The organism is Pseudoalteromonas sp. NZS71 (genome assembly GCF_015864715.1).
Classification (GTDB): domain Bacteria; phylum Pseudomonadota; class Gammaproteobacteria; order Enterobacterales; family Alteromonadaceae; genus Pseudoalteromonas; species Pseudoalteromonas arctica.
Genome location: NZ_JADYWS010000004.1, coordinates 196,820 through 221,772, shown reverse-complemented (window position 1 = coordinate 221,772; position 24,953 = coordinate 196,820). Strand labels below are relative to the sequence as shown.

General features: G+C 38.7%; 17 protein-coding genes and 1 pseudogene. 7 read left to right on the top strand and 11 right to left on the bottom strand.

The window, feature by feature from the left end:
• From I6E85_RS04330 to I6E85_RS04315, 4 genes and pseudogenes are all read right to left on the bottom strand, one after another.
• The coding region (locus I6E85_RS04330; protein ID WP_197236633.1) for a transposase at nt 1-563 on the bottom strand (563 nt) is incomplete at its 3' end.
• 128 nt (nt 564-691) lie between these two features.
• A pseudogene (locus I6E85_RS04325) lies at nt 692-4,372 on the bottom strand (diguanylate cyclase); the annotation flags it as partial.
• A 25-nt stretch (nt 4,373-4,397) separates the two neighbouring features.
• A complete protein-coding gene (locus I6E85_RS04320; protein WP_024590670.1) occupies nt 4,398-4,799 on the bottom strand; it encodes a GNAT family N-acetyltransferase in 402 nt (133 codons plus the stop codon).
• Nucleotides 4,800-4,813: 14 nt separating this feature from the next.
• Complete coding sequence (locus tag I6E85_RS04315; RefSeq protein ID WP_002962585.1) at nt 4,814-5,017, bottom strand: DUF3283 family protein; 204 nt, start codon at nt 5,015-5,017, stop codon at nt 4,814-4,816.
• 118 nt (nt 5,018-5,135) lie between these two features.
• Here I6E85_RS04315 and I6E85_RS04310 point away from each other — a divergent pair, with 118 nt between their 5' ends.
• Entirely contained in the window at nt 5,136-5,834 is a 699-nt protein-coding gene (locus I6E85_RS04310; protein ID WP_024590669.1) for a transporter substrate-binding domain-containing protein, read from the top strand.
• On the opposite strand, the gene I6E85_RS04305 is transcribed toward I6E85_RS04310, so the two are convergent.
• Together I6E85_RS04305 and I6E85_RS04300 are read right to left on the bottom strand one after the other, a co-directional pair.
• Nucleotides 5,831-6,076, bottom strand: coding sequence for a DUF1289 domain-containing protein (locus I6E85_RS04305; protein ID WP_007586940.1), 246 nt, complete (start codon nt 6,074-6,076; stop codon nt 5,831-5,833). The two genes, I6E85_RS04310 and I6E85_RS04305, sit on opposite strands and share 4 nt — an antisense overlap.
• 105 nt (nt 6,077-6,181) lie before the next feature.
• Nucleotides 6,182-7,315 (bottom strand): 1-acyl-sn-glycerol-3-phosphate acyltransferase, encoded by a 1,134-nt coding sequence (locus tag I6E85_RS04300; RefSeq protein WP_197236632.1) that lies wholly within the window; start codon nt 7,313-7,315, stop codon nt 6,182-6,184.
• 387 nt (nt 7,316-7,702) lie between these two features.
• Between I6E85_RS04300 and I6E85_RS04295 the strand changes: the two genes are divergently transcribed.
• Together I6E85_RS04295 and I6E85_RS04290 are read left to right on the top strand one after the other, a co-directional pair.
• Complete coding sequence (locus I6E85_RS04295) at nt 7,703-8,647, top strand: D-2-hydroxyacid dehydrogenase (protein WP_024590667.1); 945 nt, start codon at nt 7,703-7,705, stop codon at nt 8,645-8,647.
• A 185-nt stretch (nt 8,648-8,832) separates the two neighbouring features.
• Nucleotides 8,833-9,213 carry a DUF3192 domain-containing protein gene (locus I6E85_RS04290; protein WP_024590666.1) on the top strand — a complete coding sequence of 127 codons (381 nt, stop codon included), beginning with the start codon at nt 8,833-8,835 and terminating at the stop codon, nt 9,211-9,213.
• 278 nt (nt 9,214-9,491) lie between these two features.
• Here the strand turns inward: I6E85_RS04290 and I6E85_RS04285 are convergent, their stop codons facing one another.
• Genes I6E85_RS04285 through I6E85_RS04275 form a run of 3 tightly spaced genes read right to left on the bottom strand, consistent with a single transcriptional unit; the run spans nt 9,492 to nt 15,633 of the window.
• The gene (locus tag I6E85_RS04285; RefSeq protein ID WP_024590665.1) at nt 9,492-10,391 is read right to left on the bottom strand and encodes a diguanylate cyclase; all 900 of its coding nucleotides are present in this window, start codon (nt 10,389-10,391) and stop codon (nt 9,492-9,494) included.
• Nucleotides 10,375-14,184, bottom strand: coding sequence for a PAS domain-containing hybrid sensor histidine kinase/response regulator (locus I6E85_RS04280; protein ID WP_081709156.1), 3,810 nt, complete (start codon nt 14,182-14,184; stop codon nt 10,375-10,377). The genes I6E85_RS04285 and I6E85_RS04280 overlap by 17 nt, the downstream gene beginning before the upstream one ends.
• A gap of 51 nt (nt 14,185-14,235) precedes the next feature.
• Nucleotides 14,236-15,633: a PhoH family protein gene (locus I6E85_RS04275; RefSeq protein WP_024590663.1), complete on the bottom strand. Its 1,398-nt coding sequence runs from the start codon at nt 15,631-15,633 to the stop codon at nt 14,236-14,238.
• Nucleotides 15,634-15,938: 305 nt separating this feature from the next.
• Between I6E85_RS04275 and rapA the strand changes: the two genes are divergently transcribed.
• Together rapA and I6E85_RS04265 are read left to right on the top strand one after the other, a co-directional pair.
• Nucleotides 15,939-18,833 (top strand): RNA polymerase-associated protein RapA, encoded by a 2,895-nt coding sequence (rapA, locus tag I6E85_RS04270; RefSeq protein ID WP_024590662.1) that lies wholly within the window; start codon nt 15,939-15,941, stop codon nt 18,831-18,833.
• A gap of 318 nt (nt 18,834-19,151) precedes the next feature.
• Complete coding sequence (locus I6E85_RS04265; protein WP_024590661.1) at nt 19,152-19,925, top strand: YggN family protein; 774 nt, start codon at nt 19,152-19,154, stop codon at nt 19,923-19,925.
• 98 nt (nt 19,926-20,023) lie between these two features.
• Here the strand turns inward: I6E85_RS04265 and I6E85_RS04260 are convergent, their stop codons facing one another.
• Nucleotides 20,024-22,453: a zinc-dependent metalloprotease gene (locus tag I6E85_RS04260; RefSeq protein WP_024590660.1), complete on the bottom strand. Its 2,430-nt coding sequence runs from the start codon at nt 22,451-22,453 to the stop codon at nt 20,024-20,026.
• A 154-nt stretch (nt 22,454-22,607) separates the two neighbouring features.
• Here I6E85_RS04260 and I6E85_RS04255 point away from each other — a divergent pair, with 154 nt between their 5' ends.
• Entirely contained in the window at nt 22,608-23,576 is a 969-nt protein-coding gene (locus tag I6E85_RS04255) for a class 1 fructose-bisphosphatase (RefSeq protein WP_024590659.1), read from the top strand.
• A 535-nt stretch (nt 23,577-24,111) separates the two neighbouring features.
• Here the strand turns inward: I6E85_RS04255 and I6E85_RS04250 are convergent.
• Nucleotides 24,112-24,438, bottom strand: coding sequence for a hypothetical protein (locus I6E85_RS04250; RefSeq protein WP_024590658.1), 327 nt, complete (start codon nt 24,436-24,438; stop codon nt 24,112-24,114).
• A gap of 43 nt (nt 24,439-24,481) precedes the next feature.
• Between I6E85_RS04250 and I6E85_RS04245 the strand changes: the two genes are divergently transcribed.
• Entirely contained in the window at nt 24,482-24,841 is a 360-nt protein-coding gene (locus tag I6E85_RS04245; protein ID WP_101163685.1) for a DUF5522 domain-containing protein, read from the top strand.
• The last annotated feature ends 112 nt before the right edge of the window (nt 24,842-24,953 follow it).

Genomic DNA, 24,953 nt, shown 5'->3' with positions numbered 1-24,953 from the left:
TCTTCGCCCAGTCCATCTTGTGATTGGTGGCGTTCAATAATACGTTTGCTTGCGCGTTCTAGTTTTGCTTTTTTGCGGCTTAACTCATCGAATGTGCCGCTCCACTCTTTACTCGCATTGGACTTTAATTTACACCCATCAATGGCAAACATATTGCGGCCTATCAAGTCTTCCTCATCACATATCATCAGCACTTGCGTGAAAAGTGGCTCAATCTGTTCATGCATTTTAGCCACAAAACCCGCTATAGATGTGTAATGTGGCTGGATATCACCCGACACACTCATAAATAAAATGTTCGTCTCACACGCTTTAGCAATTCGACGGCTACTGATCAAACCATGTGCATAGCCCAGTAAAATAATCTTTAGCATTACCGAAGGTGGATACGCCGCCGCGCCCGTTTTGTCATTGTTGTACCACGCGTCAAATCCCGATAAATCGAGTTTATTTTCGACAATATAACAAAGGGCATACTCAAAAGTGCCAGGCAGAATTTGCTCAGCGAAATTGATAGGAATGAATTTATTTTGACAGGATAAGTCAGGCTTGTAGTTAGCCATAACAGTTTACCGTGGGTGAATAATATCTATTAGATCACAGCAAACAGATGGATTCAAGGTTAAAAAGCAACCAACCAAGAATAGTTGGATACGTTCCTAAAAAGAGTAATTCTACAGCCTCAACGCCCCTCTAAAGAGTCTTTTGCATGATATAACGCTATGCTCGCAGCTTTTAAAAGCGCAGAGCCTTGCTGTGCATCATCTGGTGATATAGACACACCAATACTTAAATTAACGTTTACAACTTGGCCATTAATCGTAATATTTTGATTCACACAATCCATCAACTTAGTGCATATAATGAGTACTTGTTCGATTTGCTGAATATCTTCCACCAGTACTACAAATTCATCGCCACCAAATCGAGCAACACTATCCGATGGACGCAAGGAGCATTTTAAACGCTCAGCAACCTCTTTAATTAGCTCATCAGCAACTGCATGCCCCAAAGAGTCATTAAAGTATTTAAAACGCTTAATATTTATATGTAATAAAGCAACTTTACATTCGTGCAATTTTGCTTGCTCAAGGGCGTGTTCAACGCGGTCATTAAATAATGTACGATTTGGCAACCCTGTTAAGGCATCGTAGTTGGCCAATAAGTGCAGCTCATTTTCGGCTGATTTTTGTGCATTTATATCGGTTAAAATAATGACATAGCTATTAAGGCGCTGTTCGTTATCGGCCACTGCACTTATTTTCACAAGTACATGGCGTGGCTCACCACTTGCTAAAACTACACTGTCTTCACACGAAAAGTGCTCTCCAATGGATAGCTTTTGCATTATGCGTAAATAATCAAAACGATTGCTGCGCGATATACCTAAATTTAATGCTCGACTAGATAACGACTCAGCAGAGAAATTAAAGGCGGTTTGCAGTGATTTATTAGAAGCCCGAATATTTAAATTTTTATCGAGGATAAACACCCAATCACGTGTTTGCTCAAATGCTGCCGTAAATAGTAAAGCGTGTTCTTCAAACACCATCTCACGGGTCATATTTGTGTAGGTACCCGCTACTTTTTGTGGCGTTTTATCATCCCACTCAACGACTTTTCCAAAATCCTTATACCAGCGCCAATAGCCTTTTGCATGGCGCAGGCGGTAGGTGCAATTAAAGTAACCTTTATCGGTAGATAAAAACTCAAGCCACTCTAAGCGAAATAGCTGTTTGTCTTGCGGATGAATTTTAGATAAATATTCATCAAGGCTCACGGTTTCATTTTCGTAACCTAACTCACTCGCTAAGCGAGGTTGGTAAATACTTGGATTGCTTGATTCCCAATCCCAAACACCCGATTCGCTGCCTTCAAGCGCTAGCTTTAAACGCGCTTCGCTTTCTTTACTTTCTTTATTTGCTGCCAATAAAATACGCTGAATTTTATTACGGCGCATAACCCACATAGCAACAAAGCCAATAAACAGCATGCCATAAAGCACCATAAAATAAGGTGCACGCCAAAGTGGATACTTTACTTTTATTTTTAAAATAGCAGGCGAGGTATATTCGCCAGTCAGGGGGTCTTTAGCCCAAACTTTTAATTGATAATTACCTGGATTCAATTTTGGAAACAATACACGGTTGTTATTTCGGGTATAACTTTTTTGTCCGTTATCGAGTTGATACTCATAAATGATGCGTTCTTGATTACTAAATGCCATGGCCGAAAATGCAACTTCAAGCCCTATATCATCATGGTTTAACACAACCTCGTTGAGCGGTTGTTTTAAATCAAGCGATAAATCTCGTGACATTAAATCAACTCGCGTAATATTTACGTGATCAATAAGCGACTGATAGTTTTGGTTTTCCATTGGATGAAAATAAGTAAAACCTTTTAAGCTACCATACGCAATATGGCCATCTTTAAGCTGTGCCATGGCGTTGCTATTGAACTCAGCAGAGAGTAGCCCTTCTGATGTAGAAAATTGCTGAAAATGAAGTGTTTCTGGGTTTAATCGCCAAATGCCTTTATGGCTACTCATCCAGATCATGCCATCATCATCTAGCACCATATCGTATAGCAGAGTGCCTAATTTATTCCTCTCTAAATCGATTGTATGGACTAATTGATAAGTAGATGCGTCAAGGCCTATTAAGCCGAAATTAGAAAGTGATATCCACAATATATTGTTGTTATCAATTAAGTAAGAAAGCACACTAATGGCTACGTTTTCATGCTGTTTTGGCACTTTATAAATCATTTTAAGTGCTAAATCACTTGGGTTTACTTGGTATAAAATACCGGCATTAAAAAATAATGGTGAATCTGGTTTATTGCTCAGCGCAGGTAAAAAGCCATGGGCTAAAAAGGGTTCAAATTGATCAAACTGACCACCCAAACGCGTTATTACTTGAGAATCTATATTGTATATAAATACCCCATGATCTGAGTGCACAAAGTATAGATCGCCATTTGGCATTAATGTAACGCCATGTACCCTACCGGTAATTAACTCCTGATTAGCAGGGTTATGTACTTTAGGTTCGCTAACTTGATGCGTTACAGGGTCAAAAATAAACAAACCACGATTTGTATAAAGCCATAAATTATTTTTATAAGGCGTTATTTCATATACGGTAAACTCAGTGGTGAGTAAGTCGACTTTGTAATCTTTTAAATAAGCTTTACCAATATTTGTTTTTAAATCAACCTCGGTAATACCGTTATGCGTTGCAAGCCAAAGCTTGTCTTTATATTCGGTAATCCCCCAGATAGAGTGATGCGATAAACCATCCCCCCCGAGCAAAGTGCCATCGACATTATTAAAATGATAGCTGTCATGAGATAAATAAAACGCACCATCAGTCTTAGTCGCAACCCATGTACCACCCGATTTATCTTTAGCCATATCAATAATACTGGTATCGGCAAGTGTGTACTTACTTTGGGCTATTCGAGTATTTTTAATCATCTCCCCGGTGTTTAAATCAAATTTAAACAAGCCTTTATCGGTAGCTAAATCTATTTTTCCGTGTTCGTTTACTATGCTCCAAACATTTAGGTCACTTAGTAATACCTTACTTTCAAAAGGTAAATCGGGGCGTTCAAACATTTTTGATAAGTTACTAATATCAACTTCGTATAAACCTTGGACCGCCCCTACTAACAACTGTTTATTTTCACCTAATGCGAACGACTTAACATTATTTTGGTAAATATGCTCAGCTTCACCTTTTAAGTGCTGTAGGGGTCTAACTTGCTCTGTTGCAATATCAAATACATATGCGCCATGGCTTGTACCTATAAATATATAACCATTGTAGGCAAAGAGCTTTCTCACAAGGGTGTTTTTATATTTAGCCGGAAGCTCAAAAATAGTTGTGATTTTTCCGGTTGCTATATCAAGCTTTGCAAAGTCGCGGCCTCGGCCAATCCAAAGTGTTTTTTTATCAACGGCCACCATACTAAAAACAGACTGATTGATAATTTCTTCTTCACTGGTAGGTTTTTCTAGAAATTGCTGATATGAATCTGTTACGGGGTCGTATCTAAATAGGCCTGCAAGTAAAGAGGCTATCCAAATGTGCCCTTGAGGGTCTTGGTAAATACGATCAATGATCGCTTCTTCTAATTCACCATTAGGGCCGTTTATTGGAATAACTTGATAGCCATCATAACGATTAAGCCCAGCCTCAGTAGAAAGCCAAAGGTAACCATTAGTGTCGATAAGCATTGTATTAACGTAGCTTTGCGATAAGCCTTCGCTTGGAGATAAACGTTTTACTTGTGCGCCTACTTGGCAACTTAGGATAGTTATTAAAACTACAAAGCAACTAATGATCCCATTAACGCATTTACTCATGCTTATTCCATATTATTATTTATTATTATGGGTACTCTAGAGCGACTATATTTCGATGTTTGTAAGTATCAAAAAGTACTTGTAAAGCAAGAGTATATGTTAACACCTGGTTAAAACCAATAGCACAATATAAATCAACTACGTTTTTATATGCGAAGGTATTAATCATCTTATCTTGCGACTTTAAGAGTGTTGATAATAGCTGTTTAGCAACACCTTTACCGCGATGTTCCAGCACAACAAACATGGTAGATAAAAATAAGAACTCTGTTTTATCTTGCAGCCTACATGCTGCAACTATTTCATTATTATAGTAAGTAACCCATACCTTATCTTGTTTATTAGCCCGCCCTCTTACATTATGTTTTTTATAAAATTTATTAACGAGTGGAACTTTTAGCCCATCCAGCAACTTAACTATATACATTTTTATATCAACACTTAGCTAAGCATTAGCGCTAAATATTGCTCAAACTTTTGCTTCAAAACCATTTGTTCAGCCATTGGACGGCTATGGATTGTATTATAAACTTGCTCTCTCGTTTTTTTATTTCGCTTAATTTGATACGCCCAAAAAGACGCTTCATAATCTAACTGAATTTGGTATTTTTCTTCACGTGGCAATAGGCATAAATTAAAACTCACAATACTTCCTCATTCGCTTTTAAAATTATTTGATTAACCCCGAAACTGGGCAAGAGGTAATCTCCTTGTTATTATACGCGTCTTATTTTATTTATTTCTGTAGTAATTGGAACTGATAATGAATAGACATTTTAGTATCTTGTTATTATTGGTAAATTTATTTTTTAGTGCCTCTTGTTTTAGTCATCAATACAACCTCACTTTTAATCGTCCGCAAAGTACACCACAAGCTGATTATGCCTTAGAGTTATTAAAGTTAGCATACGCAGATATCGGTTTTAAAATACATATAATCGATTTTAGCCACCAAAATGCTTTGCTAGCTGCAAATAATGGCGTACTTGATGGGCAGTTAGGAAGAGATGCAAGCGTTGAAGAAAATTACGAAAACTTAATTAGGGTCGATTATGAGCTCTTTAAGTTTGACTTAGTATTGTATAAAAACTGTTTACCTAGCAGTTTAGAACAGCTCGATAGCGTCGCAATTGTTGATGGCTACCCTGTCCAAGAACATTATTTAGCAAGCACACAGTTTGCAGGGAATATTATTAAAGTTAAAAGCATGAATACCCAACTTAATTTGCTTGCTCAGAAAAAAGTACAGGGAGCTTTAATGATTAACTTTATAATGCAAAACAATGAGCTACCTTCACCTCAAGGTTGCTTTGAAAAAGAAGTGTTGAATACTTATCCGCTTTATCATTATTTAAATAAGCGTAATGAAAACTTGGTAGAAAAGCTTAAAATGTCATTAATTAACTTAACTAACAATGGCACTGTATACGCACTAAGAGCCAAGTATGGATTAAGCTTTTAAAAGTCGAACCCTTGCTGCTGCGCCTGTGTGCTTGGCACTGCATTTTGCTGCTTTTTTTGAAGATAACGTTTGTAGCGCTGCTGGCACAAACTAAGCACCTTCTTTTTTTGGTCGTTGGTTAAGGTATTCCACGAAAAGCGTTCATCCCGACTACGATAACACCCTTTGCAATACCCTCTGTTATTAACTAAGCAAATACTCTTGCAAGGACTTGGAATATCAAATATTTCAATTTGTTGCATGCATAAGTACCGCCCAGTTGAAGAGGAGGTATTAGTATAGCGTTATTTTTGAGCAAAAAAAAAGCAGCAATTTAATTGCTGCTTAGTTTCATTGAGCTGTGAGTATTAATGTTCACAGCTATTAGTATTTATCTCTGTTTTACGGTGAAATGGCTTAGCGTACATAGCTAGCACTAATGGTTTTAACTCTTCAGGTACACAGGCTAAACGTTGTTCAAATGTCGCTGTATCAGGAGAGTCTATTACCGCATCTTTACAACCACCAGCGATGTAATTGCCTGGGTGTAAATAAAACGAATCAACAATTTGCCTATCAATTGTTTTAGCAAGCTCTTCAGCACTATCACATTTAGATTCAATTGGTTGCCCAAATGCTAAATGCACGTGCCCTTTAGCAGTACTAAAGCCTTCAACAATGCTCGCAATATCTTCACCAGCCGATTTAACGTACTCACCATGATGTTGCTTGTGGTAAAGCTCTTTGGCTTTAGCAATTGCACACGGCTCATATTGATAAGAAATAGAAACAGGCACTATTTTTAACTCTTTAATATAATCGCCAAACTCTTTCTTTTGTTTACGCCCATTTAATTGCAGCATTTTTAAAAGCGCAGGATCAGTTTGATCAAAACCGTCTTTTGCACGCCCTTCTTTTTGCGCAATCCAAATAGAATTTCCACCGACCACAGAATCGTAAATGTATAACGATAGTTGAGTCAGTGCTTTTAACATCTCTTTTGGTGCTTTAGCAGAGCGCTTAACTATAAAGCTTTTATTTAGACGCATAAGCTCAGTAATGTAAGGTATTTGCAATAAATTATCGCCAATAGCAATACGCACTGTTTTCATTTTATGTTGGTATAAACCCCAGTTAACTAATGCAGGATCAAGCACTATGTCTCTGTGGTTTGAAATAAATAAATAGGCCTGGTTAGCATCTAACTGTTCTAACCCAGAAAAGGTAACTTTTGATGTGGTGCGCTTCACTAGTTTATCTAAGTATTGTGCCACTTCATTTTGCACATCTTCAACGGTGCTTACTTTGCCCCATTTTTTACGTAACTGACTTCTTACCATTGGACGCGCAATAAAAGGCACTGCCGATAAAAAGCGCGGTAAATTATACTTTGCTATTACATCAATAAACGCATCATCGTTAATTAAACGTGTAAGCGACGCCGCAACTTCGTCGTCGTTGTATGGGCGTATATCTGCGTATTTATCTTCTAATTCACTCATTACTACATCTACAGTGTTAAAAAACGGTACGCCAAAGCGCACCGTTTATGTCTATACCCGATTATAACTCAGCCAATCTAAAATGCGAAATAACCAAAAAAACGATTTTTATTTTTAGCAACTTGTTTTAAAGCCGAGTTTAATTACCTTCTATGACCATGAGCTTGCTTAAAAGTGCAAAAATCTGATCAGTCTAGCAAAATACCATGTTCTCAATCTGCTAGTGGGCAGACCACTAATACAAAGCCCTCTAATCATTTGGTAGTAATACCATTAACAAAGCCTTTCTTTCGTAGTACCTTAAGCTCGTATTTTAGATTTTTGATGGATCGTAGGCATCTTTTTACGATTTTAACTCTTTCAGATCCACTTATTTTAGGGCTCATAATGAACATTACTATTCTTGATAACGCAACGTTAGCTAAAACGTCTCTTACTGGTATTGAACAACTTGGTAAATTAACGACTTATGAACTTACTAGCCCAGAGCAAGTTATTGAACATTGCCAAGGTGCTGATGTATTAATCACTAATAAAGCAGTTTTAAATCGCGACACGATTAGCAAACTTACACAGCTTAAATTAATTTGTGTAAGTGCAACTGGTACTAATAATGTTGATCTAGAAGCCGCTAAAGAATTTGGTATTGCCGTAACTAATGTAGCTGGCTATTCAACACCTTCTGTTGTTCAACATACGTTTTCTTTAATTACTAACTTACTGGGTAACACACACCGCTATCAGGCGGATTGCCAGCAAGGCGCGTGGCAAAAAAGTGAAATGTTTTGCATACTCGATTACAGCTTTAACGACTTACAAGGTAAAACATTTGCCATTATAGGCGGTGGTACGCTAGGTAAAGGCGTTGCTAAAGTGGCTGAGGCATTTGGCGCAAATGTTATTGTTGCAGAGCGCAAAGGTGTTGCATGTCGTGATGGTCGTACGCCTTTTGAAGACGTCATTAAAACAGCCGATATAATCAGCGTACACTGCCCTCTAACAGATGAAACACGTGATTTAATTGCACTTAATGAGCTTAAAATGATGAAGCCAAGCGCTATAATTATTAATACAGCACGTGGTGGAATTATTAACGAATCCGACTTAGCTACAGCGCTTGAGCAAAACCTAATTGCTGGAGCCGGTGTTGATGTACTAACTAAAGAACCTGCTGAGCTTTCAAACCCACTTGCTAATTACAAAGGTAATAACCTTTTACTTACTCCACATATAGCATGGGCAAGTACTGAATCTATTGTGCGTTTAATTAATGAAGTAAGTTTAAATATTGCTGCATTTAATAAAGGCGAATCACGTAACCGCTTGGTGTAGTGATTTTATTGTAGTAATCAAATAAGCTAAAAAATGGCTGTTTTTACTAATACATTTAATATTTTATTAGATAAAAACAGCTTAACCCACTTAACAAACTGATTAATAACAACTTATAAATATGGTCTACTCTTTGCTTTAATACAGCTAATAACCAATTAAAAATCTTATTAAGGTAAATAAAAATGAAAAAATCACTTTTAGCAGCCGCTTTAATCGCTCCATTTTTAACAGGCTGTGTTATTGCCGTATCAGATGGTGAAGCTGAGACTCATTGGGCTGGTAAGAATTCATCTAGCTGGCAAGCACAACATAAAAATAATCGTGAAGCTATATCAGAGCTAAAAATGGATAGCAGTTATCAATCTGTTTTAACGCAATTAAAAACGCCTAATTTCACAGAGCTATTAAAAAAAGATGACGATGTATACCAAGTACTTTTTTATGTAACTCATAGTAAGCATTCAGATTCTAAAACAACGAAAGATGAATGTACGCCACTTGTATTTAAAAATGATAAGTTAGTGGGCATTGGTGAAACCGCTTTAGGTATGATCACGCAGTAACCTATAATACCAATCCGCAATAATACTTAATCATTTTGCGGGGCTAAACGTGTCGCTACCTGTGTTAAAAAACTCTCATTTACGACTGCATGGATGCAGAAGGTAGAGCAATGCAGGAGCAATTGCCGAGAACAACTAAATAGCGAATTTTTTGCCTAGCTATCAACACGTTTTTCCATCCTCAAAATAGATCACTTAATTAAGCGAATTGGTATAAAAAGTAGTTTGATACAAAAACGCCAATATATGAATATTGGCGTTTTTTGTATATTAAGTTTTTAGCGTGCGACTATTCTATCTCGCCCTGCATCTTTAGCGGCATATAAGCCTAAATCGGCCTCTTCTAATAACGCTTGCTCAGCATATACTTTACCACTTTGAGTGGTGGCGATACCTATACTAATAGTGATGTGGTCTGCATTTAATGAGGCTTTATGTTCTATATTCAAAGCATTTACAGCATTGCGTAATTTATTAGCAAACTCCACAGCTTCATGCCTATTCATTCCAGGTAATACAGCTGCAAATTCTTCACCACCATAACGAGCTATAAAGTCACTACCACGTTCACATTGAGCTGCGAGTGCTTGTGCAACATCCTTTAAACATTCATCGCCAGCACGATGTCCGTAGCAATCGTTGTAACGCTTAAAGTGGTCTATATCCATAAGTAACACTGATAGCGGGGTTCCACTGCGTTTACTTCGGCGCCATTCACGAGCTAAGTTTTCGTCTAGGTAGCGTCTATTTGGGATTTCAGTTAAGCCGTCGATTGAGGCTAGCATCTCTAGCAGATCATTTTTTTGCTTTATAAGTAATTGGTTACGTACTCTAACGCGCACAATAGAAGGGCTAAATGGCTTAGTGATATAATCCATAGCACCGAGTTCTAGGCCCTTAGCTTCGTCGTCATGGCTACGATTAGCTGATATAAATATAACGGGGATCGATTGAGTTATCGGATTTTCTTTAAGTTGCACAAGCACTTCATAGCCGTCAATTCCTGGCATAATCACATCAAGGATAATTAAATCAACTTGCGCAGTTTTTACAAAGGTCAGTGCTTTTTCACCACTTTCAACTAAGAATACGTCGTGTTCTACTTTAAGTGTTTTTTCAAGTACTAATCTGTTGATTGGATCATCATCTACAATAAGTACTTTAGCTCTTTTCGACATCCCTAGCCCCTACCCCTTTTATAAAAACAATTACCTGTTCTAACTGCATAATAAGCTCTTTCAGTGTTATTTCAACAGGCTTGTTAGTTGTTTTAAGTGTTCTTTCACACAATAAAGCGCAGTGAGACAATCGTCTAAAACCTAAATTACCTGCTACACCTTTTATACTATGCACTAAGCGTACCAAATCATCCTTATTGGTTGTTTCTTCTATTTGCAATAGCTGGGTTTCGCATAAATTAGCAAATTTACCAATCATTGTATTGAGGAGCTTTTCATCCATACTAAACTGCGTTAATGCGAATGATTTTTCAAAAAAGCTTGGTTTAACTAAGTTTAAATCGGCAATTGCATCAATAAGTACCTTAGCAACAACTGGTTTAGTTAAATGCTTATTCATACCGCACTTTAAAGAACGTTCAATATCAGCGGGTTCACAATGAGCCGTTAAAGCAAAAATAGGCAGTTGCTTTGCGTCAAACTGTTGACGAATTAAAGCCGTAGCTTGGCAGCCATCTATTTGCGGCATTTGCACATCCATCAATATTAAGTCAGGCTTTAAAACTTGCAATAATTCCATGCCGATAGATGCGCTTAAAGCGGTAACAACACTTACGTTTGCTTGGCGTAATACACTGCTAATTATTTCTAAATTAAGTTGATTATCATCAATGGCTAATACAAGTAGACCCGATATATCAACTTTAGTTTCAGCAATATTATATATTACGGCATTGGTACTAGCTTTAGGCTGTTGCTGAGAGTTCAAGCTAAATAGCCTTTGTCCCAATGCCGATGCTTTAACGTGATGCGCAGCTAAATGCTCACTTGTTGGTAAATTAAGGGTGTGCTGATGATTAATAATAATTACCGATGTTTCTTTAGCTGATAACGAATCATTAATTGCTTCAATATTTAAAAGTGCAGGTAAGTCGGCCGCATCGATTATTATTTGCTGAGTATTGGAGAGCTTAATTGGGTATTTAAGTACTTCATCTAAATTAATATTAGCAAGCTCTGTATAAGCATTTGTTACTTGCTTAAGCTCTTTGCTTTGATCCGATAAAATAGCCAATGTATTAGTCGGTAACATCGTATTTTTAGTGGTATCAACCAAAAAACTAACGCTGAAGTAAAACTCACAGCCATGACCTTTTTTACTCTTTAAAGCAATCTCCCCTCCCATTAATGACACCGCATGTTTAACAATCGCTAAACCTAACCCAACACCATGATGTATACGTGTTGAAGACTCATCACCTTGCGTAAAGGCGTCAAATAAACGCCTCTGATCGGCTTCATCTATGCCCATACCGGTATCAATTACTTTAAAGCAAATATGCTGTTGCTCTAGGCTATCGCTTTCAATAAGTTCCATTTTTAAAGTGATAGAACCTGTTTTTGTAAACTTAACAGCATTTGTTAATAAATTACCTAATATTTGCTGTAAGCGAATACTGTCGCATATCAAATCAGGCGCTATTAACGGGTCAATATCAATAACAAATTCAATACCTTTTCCTTCGCACAATGGAGCCGTTAAACTTTCACAAATATCCACCAGCTCAACCATACTAAAAGATGCTTGTTTTAAATCGGTTTGCGAACTTTCTATGCGTGCAAAATCAAGCATTCTATTGAGCATTAGCAACAAGCTTTGTGCTGCATGCTTAGCTTGATCCGTTTGTTGTAATTGCTTTTGCGTTAATCCTTGCTCAATAAGCATATCAAGCAGCCCTAAAACAGCATTAAGAGGAGTGCGTATTTCATGACTTAAATTGGCTATAAAGCGACTTTTAGCAAGGGTTGCTCGTTCGGCATCTAGTTTCGATTTAGTTAATGCGCTCACATCCTGAATGTGAATAACGTAATAAGCTGGGTCGCGGTTTTCATCCCATACAAGCGATACACTCAGTTGCAACCAACTTGTTAAGCGCCCTTGAGCAAGCGTTAAGTGGTATACGCGTTTTTTGTCATCTAGCAATTGCGCTAAAGTGCTTTTTATTTGCTGCCATTGAGTATCGTCAAACAATGCTTTTAACTGCTCACCAACCAGTACTGGCTGTTCAGAAAACTGCTTTCTTGCCGCTTTATTTACTTGTAATATTGTGTGCTCAAGCGAGAGTAAAACCACACAGTTAGCCGCAAATTCAATCGCACTTCTAAATTTAGATTCTGATGCTTTTAAGGCCAATAATGCTTGTTGCTGTTCGGTAATATCGCGACCAATACCCATAGTCCCCAACAGATGTTGGTGCTCGTTATAAAAAGGTGCAATAGTAAGTTGATACGTTTTTTTATCAGTTTCTATTCGCTGTTCAACACTGTTTCTATTTTGTAATACTTGTTTTTCAAGCGCATTTATTTGTTGATCGTTATCACCTAAATCATCTACATATTTACCGACTAATGCAGTTTGATCTTTACCGATGTACGCCTCAAATGCTTTATTGCATCCTAAGAATGATCCATCAATATTTTTAAAATAAATAAGATCTGGCACACTGTTTAGCATAGTGTTGAGCAAAGCCAAGTGGCGCTCTTTTGCTTCGTAACTGCGGCTTAGTTTTTCTGATTGCAACTGAACCTGGTCGTCCAGAGCTTTATTTGCACTTTGTAATGAATCAACTAACTGTTTGTTTTTAGTAAATACACGCTTCACTTTAGAAAACCAAGGCTGCCAGCTCAGCGGTACTTTATAATCGAGCTGCACTTCTTGCTGTGTACCGTTACTCTCTAGGTACGACATTAAGTGAGTCATTGGCTTAATAAAAATGCGCTGACTTAACCAAAAAAACACGCCAAACATAATACTTAAAAATAGCGTTAAAAATGCGAACTCTAATAGTATTTCATACTTAATTGGGCTTATTAATTGGGGTTTGTGCTCGTAAAATGCTGCGTGAATAGGTAACTCATCCATAGGCTGCATAAAGTAATTACTATCACTAGTTAATACTGTTTTTTTACTATGGTGCTGGGCCAAATCAGGCCAATAATTTTTTAATGCTGTTGCTTGCTCTATTAACTGTTTAGAGCTGGCGATAACTTGATGTGATTGGTTCATAAAAACGTATTCACCACTGTTCGGTGAAACCTTTTTTAACCACCCAGAAATTGCCTGAACATCATAAATCAAAATAATGTAATCGGCTGAGCCAGTGCTTCGTTGTCGGCCAATAGCAAAATACGATTTATCATTCACTTTAACAATGGGACTTGAAGTAAGTTTGTTTGGTGAAAATTTTGGCTTGAATTTTCCATTTAGAATTTCAGTAAGCATTAAACTTTGGCTTTTGTTGCGCCTGCTTACATAAGCAAAGCCATTATTATCAACATACGCTACACCCGATAACGACTGCATTAATGCAAGCGTTGTATTAAACGAAGGCCCTAATGTAATAGCCTGCTGCCACTGCATTAATGCCTTAGCAGATAACGCAAACTCCCCCTTACCTACAATTTCAGTGCCTTGCTCACTAAAGTGACGGTAATAGTAACCATCATATTGATTTATGCCCTCGAGTAAGCTTTGGTTTATTTTTGGATAGGTCGTTTGCTCGTATAAGCTAAACATGGTGGTAAGTAGATTACTCACCGACTCCATCCCGTGAGTAACCTGTGCTGAAACATTCGTAAAATCGGCTTCGCGTTTTTCAACCGCCCGCTCAAGCTTTATATTATATAAGTGCAAGCACAGTAAAAAAGCGACAATCAATGGCACTAAAAGCGCAATAAATAATGAACGATAATAATGCTTCAGAGGTAAAAAATTCAATGTACTGCCTGCCATTTGGCTCGAAAATCAATCGATAGACTATCGAGCCAATTTGTTAAGCGCAAGTTATAAATTTTCTTCTGCAAATGACGCTAAGCGACTACGTACAACACCGTTGAGGTTTATAGTTGCGCTGCCTTCAAAGTTTTTAAAGCGCTCTACTATGTACGTTAAGCCCGATGTTACTGGCGTTAAATAGTTACTATCTATTTGCGCCAAGTTACCCGTACAAATTAATTTAGTACCTTCGCCGCAGCGAGTAATAATCGTTTTAAGTTGAGATGCCGTTAAATTTTGGCTCTCATCTAAAATGACCACCGCATTTTGAATACTACGGCCGCGCATAAAGTTAACCGATTTAAACTGAACATTAGCCTTCTCCATAATGTAGTTTCGGCTTGATATCGGATTTTCGTCGCCTTTGTGCAATACCTCCAGCGTATCGGTAATGGCTGCAAGCCATGGCGCCATTTTTTCCTCTTCGGTGCCTGGTAAAAAGCCAATGGACTCTGCTATTTCTGGCGTATTACGAGTAACTATTACTTTGTCGTAAATACCTTTTTCGATAACCATTTCAAGGGCGCTGGCAAGCGCTAACAAGGTTTTACCACACCCTGCTGGGCCGGTTAAAATAACAAGTTCAATACTTGTATCAAGGAGTGCATCAAGCGCCATACCTTGATAAATATTTTTTGGCTTAACGCCCCATGCTTGTTGATGCATTAAGCGCTCAACGCTAATATCTTTTAACGTAATGTGCTCATCATCGTACGATTTAACACGTGCAGCAAAGTGATCTCCGCCATCAAGCAAATATTCATTACAAAATACATCAGGGATTAAATTTTTAGGCACATGATGAAATGTATCTCGGCCATGTTGCTCAGTATTGCACTGCCCAACATGATCCCAAAAATCGCCTTCAATTTTTTTATAACCACTAGTGAGTAAGCTTATATCGTCAATAAGTTGATCGGTACGATAATCCTCAACATATTTAAGTCCTGCGCCTTTGGCTTTTAAGCGCATGTTTATGTCTTTTGTTACCAATATAACTTTTGAATCACTGTGTTGCTTTTGTAAATACACCGCACAGTTAATAATCCGATGATCGTTTTCGTTACCAGGCAGCCCCGAAATCGAGTCGGCAAATAAATGGTCGTTTACAATTATGAGTGTACCCGCAGAGCTCGCTTTTGCCTTTTTATTACTCGGCAGCGCCACGCCTTGTAGCATTTGCTCGGGCGTTGCATTTTTAAGTACTTCATCTAGTCCACGAATAGCGACGCGCGCATCACGACTTACATCGTGTTTTCTGTCTTTTATGTGGTCAAGTTCTTCAAGCACTGTCATCGGAATTACAACGTCATGTTCTTGAAAAGACAAATAAGCGAGGGGTTCGTGAAGTAGTACGTTGGTATCTAGCACATACATTTTACTTTCAAGGTTCGAAGCTTTTTCCATAGCACTTTCCTTACGTTTTATGATTTTTATGCTATACCAAAATAACTAAGTAAAACGGGCAAAACTTAAACCTGCAATACTTAATTGCCAAGGCATAATGTAAGTTTAGTCTATTTGTCATAAAAGTCCGTTTTATTACAAACTGTAATTAGTTTTGATTTACCTAAAAAAGAGTCATAAACAAGTTGTTTTAATAGTAATAATTAACACTTACAAAATTAATTAAAAGTGAGCCAAATAGCGCCTTGCAGTGGTGTTAGCTTACAGGTAACATAGCCGCCTTTTTCATCATAGACGAGACATACATGAATTTTTCCTTAGGTCAGCGTTGGATCAGTGATACAGAGTCAGATTTAGGATTAGGCACTGTTGTTGCCATTGAAGGCCGTCAGGTCAGCATATTATTTCCTGCCAGTGGTGAGAGCCGTGTTTATTCTTCGGCAGAAGCACCTGTTACCCGTGTGGCATTTAATCCTGGCGATGTGATCAAAAGCGTTGAAGAATGGGAATTAGAAGTAGAGTCTATTGAAGTACAAGGTGAGTTACTGTGTTATCACGGCACCCGTGTTGATAACGGCGAAACTGCCAAACTTAAAGAAACGTTTTTAGATCATTTTATTAAGTTTAATAAACCACAAGATCGTTTATTTGCGGGCCAAGTCGATCGTTTTGATCGCTATACACTTCGCTACCAAACGTGGTTACATAAATTTGAACGTGAACAATCGCCTATTAAAGGCTTAATTGGGCAACGTGCTAATCTTATTCCTCACCAGCTTTATATTGCCCAAGAAGTGGGTAAACGTTTTGCACCACGCGTACTTTTATCAGATGAAGTAGGCCTTGGTAAAACAATTGAAGCGGGCATGATTTTACACCAACAAATTATTAGTGGTCGTGCGAGCCGCGTACTTATTGTTGTACCAGAAAATCTACAGCACCAATGGTTAGTAGAAATGCTACGCCGCTTTAACTTACATTTTTCTATTTTTGATGAAGAACGCTGCGACGAAGCGTTTGCAGATTCACCAAACGTGTTTGATACAGAGCAATTGGTACTTACCAGTCTTGAGTTTTTAACCAAGAAAAAACGCTGGTTTGAACAAGCAACACTTGCTGATTGGGACTTACTAGTTATAGATGAAGCCCATCACCTAAGTATCAATAACGGCAAGCCAAGCTCAGAGTACCAACGTATGGCAGAGCTTAGCCAAGATATTCCGGGCCTTATTTTGCTTACAGCAACGCCTGATCAACTTGGTCACAGCAGTCACTTTGCACGTTTACAGTTACTCGATCCGGATCGTTTTTACGACTACGACGTGTTTAAAGAAGAAGAAGCAAATTATAAAGACGTAGCGCAAGCGGCAAATCAATTACTGCAAGAGCAAGCTCTGGACGACGCAGCCAAAGCCACGCTAATTGAGCTATTAAAAGAAACCGACATTACTGATATTCTTGAAAAAGCACAGCAAGGTGATTTACCAGCGCGTAAAGAAATACTTAACATGCTACTCGATCGCCACGGCACAGGTCGTATATTATTTAGAAACAGCCGCAGCGGCATTGACGGCTACCCAAGCCGTAAATTACACGCCTACCCAATGGCATTACCAAAGCAGTATAAAACGGCTATGTCGGTTCTTGGTAACATGGGCGGCATTCAAAACCCTGAACTAAGTGCACACCGTGCTCTTTTTCCTGAAAAAATATTTCAAGAATTTGAAGGCGAAAGCGCAAGCTGGGGTTTATTCGATCCACGTGTAGATTGGTTAATCGACACCCTTAAAACACTTAAGCGCGAAAAAGTACTGCTTATATGTGCTAAAGCTGAAACAGCTATCAGCCTTGAGCAAATACTGCGTGAACGTGAAGCAATTAAAGCGTCGGTATTTCACGAAGGCATGTCGATTATTGAGCGTGACCGCGCTGCTGCATTTTTTGCAGACGAGTACGATAATGCACAAATATTACTGTGTTCAGAAATTGGCTCAGAAGGTCGTAACTTCCAGTTCTCGCATCACTTAGTGTTGTTTGATTTACCACTAAACCCAGATTTGCTCGAGCAACGTATTGGTCGATTAGACCGTATAGGCCAAACACAAGATGTGAACATTCATGTGCCATATTTTGAAAACACCGCTCAAGAAGTACTGCTACGTTGGTATAACGAAGGTCTAGATGCATTCGAATCTACATCAACAACAGGGCAAATGCTTTATAAAGAGTTCCGTGATGACCTACTTGAGTATATTTCTGCGCATAACTGCGATGAAGACGAGCTTGATCCATTACTTGAGCAAGTAGCACAACAAAATGCGGTACTGCGTAAAAAAATGGAAAGCGGACGAGATCGTTTACTAGAACTACATTCATCGGGTCAAGGTGCTGCCGATTCGCTTGTAACTGATATCGAAAAACTCGATAACCAGTTTGAATTGCCAAGCTACATGATCAACGTGTTTGACACATTTGGCGTAAGCCAAGAAGATAAAGGCGAAAACACCATTATCTTAAAGCCAACGGAACATATGTTAAATGCATCGTTCCCATCGCTTAAAGAAGACGGCATGACGGTTACCTTTGATCGCGACACGGCACTTTCGCAAGAAGACGTGCACTTTGTTAGTTGGGATCACCCAATGGTGCAAGGCACCATGGATATGATTTGTGACGACGACTTTGGTAGCGCATCGGTGGCTTTACTTAAAAACAAAAAGTTACCGCCTGGTACCTTTTTTGTTGAGCTTATTTTTGTTGCAGAAGCAATGGCACCAAAAGTATTACAAGTTGGTCGCTTTTTACCGCCTACACCAATTCGTATATTACTTGATAAAGCAGGTAATAACCTAGGTGAAAACGTGGCATTTGAAGGCTTTAATCAGCAGTTATCAGCCGTAGGCCGCCAAACAGCAAGTAAGCTTGCCGGTGCATTGCAAAGCGCTGTTCACCCAATGATCACTACCGCTAAAGATATGGCACAAGAAAAACTTGAAGTTATTCGCGCAGCGTCACTTGCTAAAATGCAAACGTCACTCAGTGAAGAGCAAGAGCGACTTGTTGCCCTTAAGCAAATTAATCCGAATATTCGCCAAGAAGAAATTACCTTCTACGATAAGCAACGTAACGACCTAACTACGTATATTGAAAAAACGCAGTTACAACTTGATGCAATTCGCTTAATAGTGGTTTCACACTAAATATTTAGTTTTTGAGCCGACTCCAGAGTAAATTTAGAGTCGGCTATTAAGCTTAATTGATATAAATAGCTGTATCTTTTTAAACTTCATTTAAAAACCACGTGTTCTTATTTTACTATGAGCCAATTCTACCCTCTCTAGCTATATATTAAGCCCTTTGTTGAACTGTTGATTTTTCCCAACATAACCGTATCTAAAAACTCAAGCTGCACTCTATACAACTATTCTGTGAGATAGTTGATAGGTTTATTTTCCCTTGCATAAAGTTGTTTTTTTGTTAACCTACTCGCCTTCCATTTTAGTCTTTTTGAGGTGTTTATGGCGTTTCTATCTCGTTCGATATTGGCGTTTTCCATGGCGCTCTCAAGCACTAGTGTCTTTGCTCAAGCCCAATGCGATGTTGAATTACGTCATGGTTTAATTATTACTGACGATGCAATTCGCATATTAGATAAAGGCCAAACTCGTGTCCAAATTAATAACAATAACCAACTGTTTATTCGTGGTTATTGGGTTGATTTAAGTGATGACGAAAGCAAAGTACTCGAACAGTTTAGTAATGGTATTCGCCACACAGTCCCCGAATTAGTAAACCTTGCTACCGATGGTGTTAACTTAGGTTTAAGCGCTATTGAACACGTAGTTGAAGGTATGTCAGACAAAGAACCTGAAGTACTTAAAACACAATTGCAGTATGTAGAGCGCGCGCTAATGGATAAGTTTAAGCGCGGAGATGACTTCTTTTTTATAGCCCCTCAATCACTTTCGCAAATAGATGACTTTTTCACTAAAGAGATCAGCCAGCAAATTCACTCTGCTGTTCATGGATCGTTAGGTGCTATTTTGGTATCACTTGGCGATGCGTTTAAATCGCGTGAAGGTAATATAGAAGATCGCATTAACGACATGGGGCAACGCATGGATATTATCTCAAGAGAAATTGATAAATCGCTACAAAAAAAGGCACATCAATTAGAGCTTAAGGCTTCTGAGTATTGCGAATGTTTAAATGCACTCGATGTAACCGAGTCTCGCTTACAGGCAATAGTACCTGGTATGGCCGATTACGATTTAGTGCAAATAAAGTCTTAGAGTACGTATTCGTTTTTAGAATAAAATAACACCGAGTATAAATATACTCGGTGTTTTGCTTTGTAATTGATTAAAACTAAGCGCTTCTACTTTTTATTCTAAATTGGTGAGCCCGGTGGGATTGGCAGCACTTTAAAGTTGTTTGGCCATTGCCCTTTAATTAAAAACTGATTTACTTGCTCAGCTAAATATTGCTTAAACGCACTCTCGCCAGTACTTGTATGGCTCAGCATTGAGTTTTGGTTAAAGTCTTCACTCAACTTAACTAAGTAGTAACGTAGCTGCGCTTGCACTTCAGGGCTTGCACTATCGCTTGCTACTAAATCAGCCATAGCTTTTGCTGTTAAAAATTGCACGCGCTGAGTGATTTTACCTGTCATTGTATTAGGTGATGACACGTTAAACACTTGGCTATATAGCTCCTCAAGTAACTCATCTAAACTATAAAAGTCATTACTACGCGCTTGTTGCTGCGCTAAGCGATTTAAACGCTGTGCATTTAATAAAAGCGACAAGCTGTGCTGCACTGCAACCTCGGGTAATGCCATTGCATCGAGCGTTAACCCTGTGCGCCCAACTATGCTTTCGCGCGATTTAGACTCGCCATATGCTTTTGGCGGAATTAGCGATAACACAGATTCAGGAAGTAATAAGTTACTTGGCTTAAGTGTTGCAAAAATAGCGTTTACCGCTTCTTGCTGTGTTTTTTTATTAACGACTTGTGCGCCTTTTACGGGTGAGTCACCGCGTGTTTCGTATTCGTAATCAACACCGGCTATAAGCTTAACCGCTGCCTCAACCTGAAAACGGTGAAACAGATAAAGCGGAACTAGTTTTTCCTCTAATTGCGATAATGAATCACCCGTTTTAATATTATTAATACCAAACTGCGAAAGCGCTTTTTTACGTACGTCGAGTACTCTTAAAAGCTCCTGCGAAGGATTAGTGCCGTTATCCCATAAATGAGCTGTTGGATGTGCGCCACCTTTAGCACGAGCGTCGCTATCTGATATAAACTCAAGGCCTTTGGCTTTGTTCTCTTTTAAAATAGCAGCAAGTTCTGCGCTTTCATCTTGGTTAGTAAAATTGCTATAGCCATATTTAATTACTTGGGTATCCCACACGCCCATGCCTGTTGCATAGCCGCGCGTTACATCAAGCTTACCTTGTTCATTAAAACTAAGTAGCGGATGTGGGTAATCCATTACTGAGGCTCTATCCCCTACCGATGCTGCAAAGTTATGAGAAATACCTAACGTGTGGCCAATTTCATGTGCGCTTAATTGGCGAATACGATCAAGCGCCATTGCTTGCAAGTTTTTAGCAACTTCATTGCCTTTTAAATAAGGAGCAGCAAGAGCTTCGGCTATTAAAATATCTTGGCGAACACGCAATGAGCCGAGTGTTACATGCCCTTTAAGTATTTCACCTGTACGTGGGTCGATCACCGAACTTCCGTATGACCAACCACGCGTTGCACGGTGTACCCATTGAATGACGTTGTAACGAATATCCATAGGGTCGGCGCTACTTGGCAGCACTTTTACTATAAATGCATTTTTATATCCTGCCGCCGTAAATGCGTCGTTCCACCACTTTCCACCTTCAAGCAAAGCGCTTTTAACGGGCTCTGGAACGCCAGGATCAAGGTAATATACAATTGGTTTAACAGGCTCACTAATAGGTAAACTTGAATCCTTTTTAGTTAAACGATGACGCGGTATATAACGCACGTACATAGAGTCACCAAGCGGCGCTGCGTAATCTTTATGTTCTATACTCCAAAAACCTGATTGCGGATTAAACTTACGCGGCGTGTAGTTGTCATCTGGTAATTGAATAAGTGAATGATGCATATGAACAGTAAGCGCATAAGGGTCAGCACTTACTTGGCGAACAAATTCACCTGGTTTTGTGCCTTTAAATGTAAGTACAGCTTCAAGCTCGGTGTTTTTTACAAATGCTTTTGAGCGATTCATATAAACGGCGCTACGTGACTCATCAAGGCTAAAGTTACCTTGCTTACGCGCCGCAAGCGTTCGGCTTACGCCGTGTACATCACTTAATAAATAAGGTGTGTAATCAATAAGTGCTGTGGCTTTATCTTCTGCGACTACTTTAAAACCAGCAAGTATACTTGATGCAAACGCTTCTTTAATACTTTGCTGTTCGGCCTTGTTACTTGTGTTGGCACGATAGTAAGTATTTACAGCGCGTAACATTACTTTGTCGCCAAAACGCTCAAACTGCACAAGGTGAGTATTACCAAGCTGACCTCTATCAAGGCCTATATCGTTAGAGCCAATACCGTAAGGCAAGCTTTGCTGCAGTAAAAATTGCTGTTCAAACTTATCAACTTTTAAATATACTTTTCCGTTTTGGGTATCGTAAAAAAACGAATAATAGCCCGGAAAATGATTCATTTGCGTAGTAAATTCATCAATTGACTTAATTGCTGCGTGCGCTTGAGTTATGATAGAGCACAGCACAGTAAAGAATATGTAACTTAGTAGTGGTATTTTTTTCATAATCTTATCTTTGTTATTTGTGTTTTAAGTACGATTAGGTGGTCCCATTATAGGGTGCTATTTAAACAATACAGTTATTTAAGACGAATTTCAGCGCTCTAAGCTAATCTCTCTCACATTATGATTGGTTTTAACACGTTATCAGGAAAATAGAATGCGTAGACTCCCTCCAGTATTACTAGAAGATGGTTGTTCAAGAGAACTTTTATCATTAATTCGAACAATTTTAGCGGCATGTAAAGAAATTTCGTTTCGCGTTGGTCAAGGCGCGCTTTCTGGCGTATTAGGCTCAACCCTTGATGAAAACATTCAAGGTGAAACTCAAAAAAAGCTCGATGTATTATCTAATCAGCTGTTAAAAGATATTTTACTGGAATCAGGTACGGTTAAAGCAATCGCTTCTGAAGAGGAAGACTACACAGTAGCAGGTAACCCAGACGCTAAATTTATAGTGGCATTCGATCCACTGGATGGCTCGTCAAATACCGATATTAACTCACTTGTGGGTACTATATTTTCTATTATGGAAGTGCCTGAAGGCTCAGACGCTGCTGATCAAAGCATTTTTATGCAGCCCGGCCACAAGCAAGTTGCAGCAGGTTACGTACTTTACGGCCCGTCAACAATGCTTGCGCTGACTACAGGTAAAGGCACGCGCATGTTTACCCTTGATAAAACACAAGGCAGCTTTTTACTTACACAAGATTTTGCCGAAATCCCTGCTGATACAAACGAATTTGCTATTAATACGTCTAACCAACGCCATTGGCAGCCAGCTATGCAAAACTATATCAATGATTTGCTAGCAGGTGATACAGGCCCTCGCGCTAAAAACTTTAATATGCGCTGGATTGCAGCAATGGTGGGCGATGTACATCGCGTGCTTAGCCGTGGCGGTTTATTTACTTACCCTACCGACACCAAAGATCCTAAAAAGCCAAATAAATTACGCCTACTTTACGAAGCAAATCCAATGGCTATGTTAGTAGAGCAAGCTGGCGGTATCGCATCAACCGGTACCGAGCGTATTATGGATATTCAGCCTGATGCAATCCACCAGCGTGTAGCCGTTATTTTAGGTTCTAAAAACGAAGTCGAAACGTGCTTGGGATATCATAAATAATCGCTTAAAACGATTGTCTTCAATTTAAAAAACCGCATTCAATTGAAATGCGGTTTTTTTGTAGGTGAGGTTTTACACCTCGCTTTTTAGACACCAAAGCCACGTTACATGAGCGCGAAGTAAATTCGCACCTACAGGGTTGCATATATTGTAGGTGAGGTATTATACCTCGCTTTTTAAACACCAAAGCCACGTTACATGAGCGCGAAGTAAATTCGCACCTACAGGATTGCATATATTGTAGGTGAGGTTTTACACCTCGCTTTTTAAACACCAAAGCCACGTTACATGAGCGCGAAATAAATTCGCACCTACAGGGTTGCATATATTGTAGGTGAGGTTTTACACCTCGCTTTTAATCTCAAAAGCCACGTTACATGAGCGCGAAATAAATTCGCACCTACAGGGTTGCATATATTGTAGGTGAGGTTTTACACCTCACTTTTTAAACACCAAAGCCATGTTACATGAGCGCGAAGTAAATTCGCACCTACAGGGTTGCACATATTGTAGGTGAGGTTTTACACCTCGCTTTTTAAACTTTTACTAACGCAACTATTTGAGCAAGCTTTTGATGATTAAGATCTCCCATTTGCTCGCTATTACTGAGCGCATAAATAAAACCTTCATGCTCAGCACAATCAATGTCATCTCGCGATTCAATTACGTTTGCCCAAAGCTCTAAATCATCTAAGTCTATTTCGTTACTTAAACAGCGCTTAAGGACATCAATTAAAACCTCGGTTGAGAGAGTATAATGAGTTTTATTGCTATCAGCAGGGCTTGAAACGATAACCGATATAGCTTCGTCCCTTTGCTCACCAAATGTAATAAATTCAGCTAATGCTTTTTGTGTATTCATAATATTTGTTATTCTTGGCTCACTGTTACTAAAAAGAATTATAATGACTCAACTTAACTGCGCTCAATGCCACAGTACTCTAACGTGTAATGTAGACGATATATCAGCGTGTTGGTGCAATGAGCTGCCGGCTATTTTACCGCTTGATATCACAGCAACAAGTTGTTTATGCCGCAAGTGCACGCTTAATAAAATAAATACTTTTTTAAAGGGTGTTTATACACAACCTATTAAAACTCAAATAGACTTTGCAAAACAATTTAGAGGTAACGAAAATTTAATTGAAGGGCTCGACTACACCATGCAAAGTGGTTACATGATATTTAGTAAGTGGTTTTTTTTAAAGCGTGGTTCGTGCTGCAAAAATGGTTGTAAAAATTGCCCTTATGGTTTTAGAAAGTAAAAGCTATTTAATACAAATACGAACAAACATTGGTTTTTACCTTCTCATTTTCTTCTCTTTCACTTCTCCTTGTGAGTAATATTTTTAAATGCAATTATTCACAAAGAGGTTT

Excerpts from the sequence above, each read along its gene's own strand:
- I6E85_RS04320 (WP_024590670.1), bottom strand. The coding sequence starts at position 4,799 with ATGTATATAGTTAAGTTGCTGGATGGGCTAAAAGTTCCACTCGTTAAT.
- I6E85_RS04310 (WP_024590669.1), top strand. The coding sequence starts at position 5,136 with ATGAATAGACATTTTAGTATCTTGTTATTATTGGTAAATTTATTTTTT.
- I6E85_RS04305 (WP_007586940.1), bottom strand. The coding sequence starts at position 6,076 with ATGCAACAAATTGAAATATTTGATATTCCAAGTCCTTGCAAGAGTATT.
- I6E85_RS04300 (WP_197236632.1), bottom strand. The coding sequence starts at position 7,315 with ATGAGTGAATTAGAAGATAAATACGCAGATATACGCCCATACAACGAC.
- I6E85_RS04295 (WP_024590667.1), top strand. The coding sequence starts at position 7,703 with ATGAACATTACTATTCTTGATAACGCAACGTTAGCTAAAACGTCTCTT.
- I6E85_RS04290 (WP_024590666.1), top strand. The coding sequence starts at position 8,833 with ATGAAAAAATCACTTTTAGCAGCCGCTTTAATCGCTCCATTTTTAACA.
- I6E85_RS04285 (WP_024590665.1), bottom strand. The coding sequence starts at position 10,391 with ATGTCGAAAAGAGCTAAAGTACTTATTGTAGATGATGATCCAATCAAC.
- I6E85_RS04280 (WP_081709156.1), bottom strand. The coding sequence starts at position 14,184 with ATGGCAGGCAGTACATTGAATTTTTTACCTCTGAAGCATTATTATCGT.
- I6E85_RS04275 (WP_024590663.1), bottom strand. The coding sequence starts at position 15,633 with ATGGAAAAAGCTTCGAACCTTGAAAGTAAAATGTATGTGCTAGATACC.
- rapA (WP_024590662.1), top strand. The coding sequence starts at position 15,939 with ATGAATTTTTCCTTAGGTCAGCGTTGGATCAGTGATACAGAGTCAGAT.
- I6E85_RS04265 (WP_024590661.1), top strand. The coding sequence starts at position 19,152 with ATGGCGTTTCTATCTCGTTCGATATTGGCGTTTTCCATGGCGCTCTCA.
- I6E85_RS04260 (WP_024590660.1), bottom strand. The coding sequence starts at position 22,453 with ATGAAAAAAATACCACTACTAAGTTACATATTCTTTACTGTGCTGTGC.
- I6E85_RS04255 (WP_024590659.1), top strand. The coding sequence starts at position 22,608 with ATGCGTAGACTCCCTCCAGTATTACTAGAAGATGGTTGTTCAAGAGAA.
- I6E85_RS04250 (WP_024590658.1), bottom strand. The coding sequence starts at position 24,438 with ATGAATACACAAAAAGCATTAGCTGAATTTATTACATTTGGTGAGCAA.
- I6E85_RS04245 (WP_101163685.1), top strand. The coding sequence starts at position 24,482 with ATGACTCAACTTAACTGCGCTCAATGCCACAGTACTCTAACGTGTAAT.